This window comes from Pseudomonas sp. GW460-12-10-14-TSB1, assembly GCF_017349775.1.
Classification (GTDB): Bacteria; Pseudomonadota; Gammaproteobacteria; order Pseudomonadales; family Pseudomonadaceae; genus Aquipseudomonas; species Aquipseudomonas piscium.
Genome location: NZ_JACNAC010000109.1, coordinates 1 through 7,835, shown reverse-complemented (window position 1 = coordinate 7,835; position 7,835 = coordinate 1). Strand labels below are relative to the sequence as shown.

Genomic DNA, 7,835 nt, shown 5'->3' with positions numbered 1-7,835 from the left:
CTCCTTCACCACCACCGTGCAGGTAATCCCCGCCGCCAGCAGCACACCCTCCGGCACTTCATCGATATGGATGCGCACCGGCACGCGCTGGGCCAGGCGTACCCAGTTGAAGGTCGGGTTGACGTCGGCGACCAGTTCGCGGCTTTCCGGGTTGTCGCGGTCGTAGATGCCGCGGGAAATACTCTCCACATGGCCCTTGAGCACCTCGCCGCTCATCAGTTGCATATCGGCCTTATCGCCGACGCGCACATGGGGCAGCTTGGTTTCCTCGAAGAAGCCGTAGACCCAGAACGAATGCATATCGACCACCGCCATCTTCGGCTCGCCGATGCGCGCATAGTCGCCGCGGTGCACGTTGAGGTTGGTCACGTAACCGTCCACCGCGGCGCGCACCTGGGTGCGCTTGAGGTTGAGCTCAGCGGCCTCCAGTTGGGCCTGGGCCTGCTGGTAGTCGGCCAGGGCCGAGTCGGCGATGTTGCTGGCGTCGTCGCGGTTTTCCTTGGAGATCACCAGGTTGTCCAGGTCAGCGCGGCGGTGGGCGTTGACCTTGCGCATCTCCCAGGTGGCCTTTCTCGAAGCCACCAGCGACTGCGCCTGCTTGACCGCGATCAGGTAGTGCTCGGGGTCGATCTGCATCAGCAGGTCGCCCTTTTTCACCAGTTGGTTGTCGCGCACCGGCACGTCCACCACTTCGCCGGTGACGTCGGCAGCGACGTTGATGATGTCGGCGCGCACCCGGCCATCGCGGGTCCACGGCGTGTTCATGTAATGCACCCACAGGGTGCGGCCGATCCACAAGGCCAGGGCCAGCACCAGCAGGGTCGCGAGCAGGCTGAAAAACTTTTTCATCGTGGGACTCTCAACGGTAAACAGTGAGCGCCATGGCGCCGAACAGACAGCAGAACAGGCTCAGGCGCAGCAGCGCCGGGTGCCAGAAAAAACGGTACAGGTCATAACCCGAGATGAAGCGGTCCAGGGCCCAGGCCAGGGCTGCGGCAATGAAGAACATCAGGGTCATGGTCGGCATGTACACGCCGTGGAAGGCGATTTCACGAGGCATGTTCAAGTCCTTGGATCGGGGCCTGTACGGCTGGCGGCGCGGCATAGACGGCCAGCGGCGATTGCGGGTCGAGCAATGAGCTGCGGATGAAGTGCAGGTAACTCTTCACCCGGCGCAAGACCGAGGTATCGAAGTGCGGGGCGAAGGGTTCGTCGCTGGCCTGGACCCGGCTGATCGCGTGATCGACTGCGACCAGCGCGCGCTCCAGGTTGCTCTGGCTCGGTTGCAGGAACAGCCGCACCAGGGAGCGGCCCATCACCCGGATCGCCTGGCGCCAGGGCTGGGATTCGGCGTAGGCCGGGTGCACCGGAAGGATCGCCTGCTCCTTGCGCAGCTCGATGATGGCGTGCCCCACCTCCAGCACCACGAACATCCAGCGCAGCAGCTCGCGCTGCACCTGCGGCTGCCCCGCCGCCAGGCCATAGGCCTGGTGCAGCAGGTCGCGGGTGCTGCTTTCGAAGCTCGACGCCAGGCCCTTGAGCTTGCCGCTGATGGCGTACACCACCTGGCCGCGCAGGTCCTGCTCCAGGCGGCGCCACAACCAGCGGCTGTTGGGCGGCAGGATGATCGCCCCGGCGGCGGCGCAGACCAGCATGCCCATGATCATGGCGATGTAGTCGTTGATGAAGGCGTAGGGGTTGTAGAGGGTCAGGTTGTCCGGCACCGAACCGGTGCTGAAGAAGATCAGCAGGCCCAGGCCCACGCCGGCGTACTGCGGGCGTGAAGCAAGGAACGAACCCAGCACGATCACCGGCGCCAGCATCACGCACAGCAATGGAAAGCCGTCGATCCAGGGGAACACGAAGAACATCTCGACGAAGCCGACCACGGCCCCGATCAATGTGCCGCAGGCCATCTGGAAGGCCATGCGTTTCGGGTTCGGCGTCGCCGCCGAGAGACCGACGGTGGCCGCCGCGATCAGGGTCATGGTGGCGCCGCTGGGCCAGGCGGTGGCGACCCAGTAACTGCCGAGCACGATCAGGATGAACGAGGCGCGGATCCCCGAGGCGGCCGAGGCCAGCCAGTTGGTCTGCGGGGTGAAGGGCTCGTCCCAGCGCTCGCGCTCGTGGCTGTGTTCGGCCAGGGACGCATGGGTCTGGGCATAGCTGTGCAACTCGTCGACGAAGCGATAAAGCAGCTCATAGGCGGTGTGGAAATCCAGCTGCTCGGCATCGCTCGGTTCGTGCTCCTGGAACAGCGCGCGCATGCTGCGCACCCGCGCCGGAAGCTCGGCCTTGTAGCTCGCCAGCTGTTCGGCCAGGCGCGCGGCATCGGGGCTGGTCAGGGCGCGGCCGGAGAACCCGTCCAGCAGTTCGGCGAGGTCTTGCAACCCCGGCCGGGTCGCCGCCAGCACATACTCGGCGGCGCTGCTGCGCAGGCGCTCGAGCAACTGATGCAGGGCGTTGAAACGGGTGGTGATGCCCATGAACTCGCTGTTCAAACGGCTCAGGCGGCCGTTGCGCCGACGCATGTGCGGGTCTTCGAACACCGTGACGCTGCGCAGGCCTTCCAGGCCCACCGCTTCGGCGATGAAGCGCACGTTGCCGCTCTCGAACGCATCGCGCTGGCTGCGGCCGCGCAAACCGTCGGTGACGAACAGGGCGAACACCCCGAAGCGCTGGTACAAGGCGTTGCGCATCGCCGCGCTGGCGGTCTGCGGCAGGATCGCGGCGCTGACCAGGGTGGAGCAGAGAATCCCCAGGGAGATCTCCAGCACTCGCCACACCGCCGCCATAAAGGCGCCGTCCGGATGGGCCAGGGCCGGCAAGCCGACCATTGCCGCGGTGTAGCCGGCGAGTACGAAGCCGTAGGCGCGGAAGTTGCGATAACGGGCGGCGCCGGCCGAGCAGATGCCGACCCAGATCGCCAGCGAACCGAGGAACAGTTCGGTGTTCTGGGCGAACAGGGCGATCAGCGCCACCATCACCGCCGAGCCGGCCAGGGTGCCGAGAAAGCGGTAGAAGCTCTTGGCGAACACCTGGCCGCTCTGCGGCTGCATGACGATGAACACGGTGATCATCGCCGTGCGCGGTTGCGGCAGCTCCAGGCGCATGGCCAGCCACAGGGTGAGGAACGCGGCGGCCAGGACCTTGAAGATATAGACCCAGGTCACGCCGTCGCTGCGTGCCCAGTCGAAGAAGCCCCGGCGCCATTCAAGGGAGTACAGCCAGCGCAAGGGTGCAGGCAAGGGAGTCATGGGGTCTTACTCAGTGATCAGCACTTGGGGTCGGCTCTAGTGGTCAAGCAGGGTCAGAGCTGCCGGTGTCTTGCTCGGTTGGGTCTTGCTGTCTTCGGGCACGTCCCGCCCTGCCTCCAGGCCTCCACCCAGGGCCGTCACCAGTTCGGCATGGGCGCTCAGGCGCGCGGCCTGGACCTGCTGCTGGATCTGCTGCTGACGGAACAGCATGCCCTGGGCATTGAGCACATTGAGGTAGTCGGTGAGGCCACGCTGGAAGGCGACCATGGCGATGTCGTAGGTCTTCTGCGCCGACGCCACCGACTCGGCGGCGAACTCGGCCTGCTTGTCCATGGACTCGCGGCGGATCAACTGGTCGGAGATGTTCTTCAGGGCGTTGACCAGGGTCTGGTTGTAGTGGGCCACGGCGATGTCGTAACCGGCCGCGGCCTCGCCCAGTTCGGCGCGCAGGCGGCCGCCGTCGAAGATCGGCAGGCTGATGGCCGGGCCGACGTTGTAGTTGAGCTTCTTGCCGGTGAGGAACTCCAGCGCCCCGCCGCCGGTGGCCATGTAGCCAAGGCTGCCCACCAGGTCGACGTTGGGGTAGAAGCCGGCGTGGGCGACATCGATGCCGCGCGCCTGGGCCGCCACCTGCCAGCGGCCGGCGACCACGTCCGGGCGCTGGCCGAGCAGTTCGGCGGGCAGGGCCGACGGCAGTTTCAGCGGCGCGGCCAGGGACAGGCTCGGCCGTTGCAACTGCGCGCCCGCCCCCGGTCCCTTGCCGGCCAGGGCGGCGATCTGGTTGCGGCCCAGGGCGATTTCTTCGTCCAGCGCGTCCAGCTGGCGATGGGTTTCCGGCAGCGGGGTCTGCGCCTGGCTGACTTCGAAATGGGTGCCGATGCCGCCGGCCAGGCGCTTTTGCGCCAGTTCGAGAATCTGTTCCTGCTGCTTCAGGGTGGCCAGGACGATGTCGCGCTGGGCGTATTGCAGCGACAGCTGGATATAGGCGCGCACCACATTGTTCTGCAGTTCCAACTGGGCCTGGCGCCCCTCGGCGGCGCTCATGTGCGCCAGGTCCACGGCGCGCTCGCTGGCATTGCTTTCCCGGCCCCAGAGGTCGAGGGCGTAGCTGAAGCCGAGCGCGGCGTTGTTGTCCCAGGTGGTGCTGTTGGCCAGCTCGCCCGGGCCGTAGAACTGGTCGGTGGGCCAGTTGTGGCGCTTGAGGGTGGCGTCGCCCTTGATCTGCAGCGACTCGGCCGACTCGGCGATGCCGGCCATGGCACGCGCCTGGCGCACCCGGGCGGCAGCCATGGCCATGCTCGGGCTGCCTTGCACGGCCAGGGTCACCCACTGGTTCAACTGCGCATCGCCATAGGCCTGCCACCACTGGGCAGCGGGCCAGCGGGCGTCGCGCGCGGCGCTCTGGATCGCCTCGTCGGTGGCCAGGGTATTGGCCGGTAGTGCCTTGCCTTGTGGGGCAATGCCCCCGGTTCCGATGCAGCCGCTGATTGCTAACGATAAAGCCCAAACACTGAGAGTCTTCAGCTCTCTGCTGATGCGACGCGGCACTGCTGCGAATTCCTGAAATAGGGAGGGAGGCGATTCTGTGCGGGAGCCGATCGCTCGCGAGGCGGCGTCGCTGAAACACCGCGTTGCGGGATCGCCAGCGCGGCGGCCCCTACAGATCGGCGCAATTCTAGGCGGCGGGCTTTGTGGCGATAAGCTGGGATTCCTGTGAATCTTTATTACCGTTCGCGCGATAATCCCTTGGTGGAATAGCCAACAATCTGTTACTTCGTGTCACAATTTGCCATCTCCCGAGAGAGCACCCCATGGACACTTTGCAAAACATGCGCGCCTTCAGCTGTGTCGCCGAAGCCGGCAGCTTCACCGCCGCCGCCGTCCAGCTCGACACCACGACGGCCAACGTCTCGCGCGCGGTCTCCAATCTGGAGGCCCATCTGCAAACCCGTTTGCTCAACCGCACCACTCGCCGCATCGCCCTCACCGAAGCCGGCAAACGCTACCTGCTGCGCTGCGAGCAGATCCTGGCCTACGTCGAAGAAGCCGAAGCCGAGGCCAGCGACGCCCACGCGCGCCCGTCCGGCCAGCTGAAAGTGCACACCATGACCGGCATCGGCCAGCACTATGTGATCGACGCCATCGCCCGGTACCGCAAGTCGCACCCGGACGTGACCTTCGACCTGACCCTGGCCAACCGCGTGCCGGACCTGCTGGACGAGGGCTACGACGTGTCCATCGTGCTGGCCAGCGAACTGCCGGACTCGGGTTTCGTCTCCCAGCGCCTGGGCATCACCTACAGCATCGTCTGCGCCTCGCCGGCCTACGTGAAAGCCAATGGCTGCCCGAGCAGCCCCAGCGACCTGTCGAACCATGCCTGCCTACGCCTGGTGAGCCCAGTGATCGCCCTGGACAAATGGCTGTTCGACGGCCCCGAGGGCCAGGAAGGGGTCACCCTCAACGGCTCGCCGTTCCTGGTGAACTCCGCCGACGCGCTGAAAACCGCGATCACCAGCGGCATGGGCCTGGGGGTGCTGCCGGTGTACGCAGCCATCGAAGGCCTGCGCAACGGCACTCTGGTGCGGGTCATGCCCAAGTACCGCTCCCAGGAGCTGAACCTGTACGCCATCTACCCGTCGCGTCAGTACCTGGACGCCAAGATCAAGACCTGGGTCGAGTACCTGCGCAATACCCTGCCGGAGATTCTCGCCGCCCATCAGGCGGAGCTGGCGGCCTATGAACTGAGCGGCGGTCTCAGCGGCGTGCGCATGACCAATTGAACAAAGCCCTTCGGGGCTTTCTCACCCTTCCCCATCCCTGTAGCCGCTGCCGCAGGCTGCGAAAGGTCCGCAAGACCTCCTGCAATCTCAAGAGCACGTCTCCTGCGGAGCCGATAGCAGCCTTCGGCAGCGGCTAGATTCCCAGAACCTTCTTGCCCCCACAGCCCTGTGCAGCCGCTACAAAAAGCCCGTGGGGAATGTTAGCTTGCTTGGCATTCTCCTCCGCCTGACGAGCTTTCCCGCGATGAAAAAGACCGTACTTGCCTTCAGCCGCATCACCCCGGACATGATCGAGCGCCTGCGCCAGGACTTCGAGGTGATAGTGCCCAACCCCAAGCTGGGCGATATCGGTGCGCAATTCAACGAAGCCCTGCCCCACGCCCACGGCCTGATCGGCGTCGGTCGCAAGCTGGGCCGCGCGCAGCTGGAAAACGCCAGCCAGCTGGAAGTGGTCTCCAGTGTCTCGGTGGGCTACGACAACTATGACCTGGCCTACTTCAACGAACGCGGGATCATGCTCACCAACACCCCGGACGTGCTCACCGAAAGCACCGCCGACCTGGCCTTCGCCCTGCTGATGAGCAGCGCCCGGCGCGTCGCCGAACTGGACGCCTGGACCAAGGCCGGGCAATGGCAGGCCAGCGTCGGCGCGCCGCTGTTCGGTTGCGATGTGCATGGCAAGACCCTGGGCATCGTCGGCATGGGCAATATCGGCGCGGCCATCGCCCGCCGCGGTCGCCTGGGCTTCAACATGCCGGTGATCTACAGCGGCAACAGCCGCAAGCCCGCGCTGGAACAGGAGCTGGGCGCGCAGTTGCGCAGCCTCGAACAGTTGCTGGCCGAAGCGGATTTCGTCTGCCTGGTGGTGCCATTGAGCGAAAAGACCAAGCACCTGATCAGCCACCGCGAACTGGCGCTGATGAAGCCGAGCGCGATCCTGGTGAACATCTCCCGCGGTCCGGTGGTGGATGAGCCAGCGCTGATCGAAGCCCTGCAGAACGGCACGATTCGCGGCGCCGGCCTGGATGTCTACGAGAAGGAACCGCTGGCCGAGTCGCCGCTGTTCCAGCTGAAAAACGCCGTGACCCTGCCGCATATCGGCTCGGCCACCCATGAAACCCGCGACGCCATGGCCAACCGCGCCCTGGCCAACCTGCGCAGCGCCCTGCTCGGTGAACGCCCGCAGGACCTGGTCAACCCGCAGGTGTGGAAAGGCTGAAACCCGCACGGTCCTCTGTAGGAGCGAAGCTTGCTCGCGATAGCGGTGCCTCAGGTACACCGCCTCGCTCCTACAGAAGCTCGGCAAACCCTGCAGCCGCTGCGCTACCCATCAGGCGAGCCGGGGATCGCGGACGGCCAGCGGCTTGGGCTTGCGGAACACCAGCACGTTGCCCAGCATCACCAGGACCAGCCCGGCCAGCGCCGGGGCGGTCCACTGGTAACCCTCGGCGAAGGCCGAGACATTCAGCGCCACCACCGGGAACAGCACGGTGCAGTAGGCCGCTCGCTCCGGGCCCATGCGGCCGACCAGGGTCAGGTAGGCGGTGAAGCCGATGACCGAACCCGGGATCACCAGATACAACAGCGAGCCGATGTAGCGCGCGTTCCACTCCATATCGAAAGGGATGCCCTTGACCAGGCAATAAGCCGCCAGCATCGCCGCGCCATAGGCCATGCCCCAGGCGTTGGTGGTCAGCGGCTTGAGGCCGGCTTTCTGTTGCAGGCTGGACAGCATGTTGCCCGCAGAGAAACACAGGGTGCCCAACAGCGCCAACCCCAGGCCGAGCAGGGTTTGCGG

The 7,835-nt window shown here is 65.9% G+C and carries 7 protein-coding genes; 2 read left to right on the top strand and 5 right to left on the bottom strand.

What is annotated here, in order from left to right:
- From J4D52_RS30295 to J4D52_RS30280, 4 genes are all read right to left on the bottom strand, one after another.
- A partial coding sequence (locus J4D52_RS30295) for an HlyD family secretion protein (protein ID WP_207272227.1) occupies positions 1-849 on the bottom strand: 849 nt, incomplete at its 3' end.
- Between the two features lie 10 nt (positions 850-859).
- Positions 860-1,060 carry a DUF1656 domain-containing protein gene (locus J4D52_RS30290; protein WP_007930063.1) on the bottom strand — a complete coding sequence of 67 codons (201 nt, stop codon included), beginning with the start codon at positions 1,058-1,060 and terminating at the stop codon, positions 860-862.
- Entirely contained in the window at positions 1,050-3,257 is a 2,208-nt protein-coding gene (locus J4D52_RS30285; RefSeq protein ID WP_063428445.1) for an FUSC family protein, read from the bottom strand. The genes J4D52_RS30290 and J4D52_RS30285 overlap by 11 nt, the downstream gene beginning before the upstream one ends.
- 36 nt (positions 3,258-3,293) lie before the next feature.
- A complete protein-coding gene (locus J4D52_RS30280) occupies positions 3,294-4,805 on the bottom strand; it encodes an efflux transporter outer membrane subunit (RefSeq protein WP_063428444.1) in 1,512 nt (503 codons plus the stop codon).
- Positions 4,806-5,068: 263 nt separating this feature from the next.
- Here J4D52_RS30280 and J4D52_RS30275 point away from each other — a divergent pair, with 263 nt between their 5' ends.
- Together J4D52_RS30275 and J4D52_RS30270 are read left to right on the top strand one after the other, a co-directional pair.
- Entirely contained in the window at positions 5,069-6,037 is a 969-nt protein-coding gene (locus J4D52_RS30275) for a LysR family transcriptional regulator (RefSeq protein ID WP_063428442.1), read from the top strand.
- A 244-nt stretch (positions 6,038-6,281) separates the two neighbouring features.
- Positions 6,282-7,256: a D-glycerate dehydrogenase gene (locus J4D52_RS30270; protein ID WP_025806487.1), complete on the top strand. Its 975-nt coding sequence runs from the start codon at positions 6,282-6,284 to the stop codon at positions 7,254-7,256.
- 111 nt (positions 7,257-7,367) lie between these two features.
- Here the strand turns inward: J4D52_RS30270 and J4D52_RS30265 are convergent.
- A partial coding sequence (locus J4D52_RS30265; protein ID WP_207272226.1) for a DMT family transporter occupies positions 7,368-7,835 on the bottom strand: 468 nt, incomplete at its 5' end.

Coding starts and splice junctions, on each gene's coding strand:
- J4D52_RS30275 (WP_063428442.1), top strand. CDS start 5,069: ATGGACACTTTGCAAAACATGCGCGCCTTCAGCTGTGTCGCCGAAGCC.
- J4D52_RS30270 (WP_025806487.1), top strand. CDS start 6,282: ATGAAAAAGACCGTACTTGCCTTCAGCCGCATCACCCCGGACATGATC.
- J4D52_RS30285 (WP_063428445.1), bottom strand. CDS start 3,257: ATGACTCCCTTGCCTGCACCCTTGCGCTGGCTGTACTCCCTTGAATGG.
- J4D52_RS30290 (WP_007930063.1), bottom strand. CDS start 1,060: ATGCCTCGTGAAATCGCCTTCCACGGCGTGTACATGCCGACCATGACC.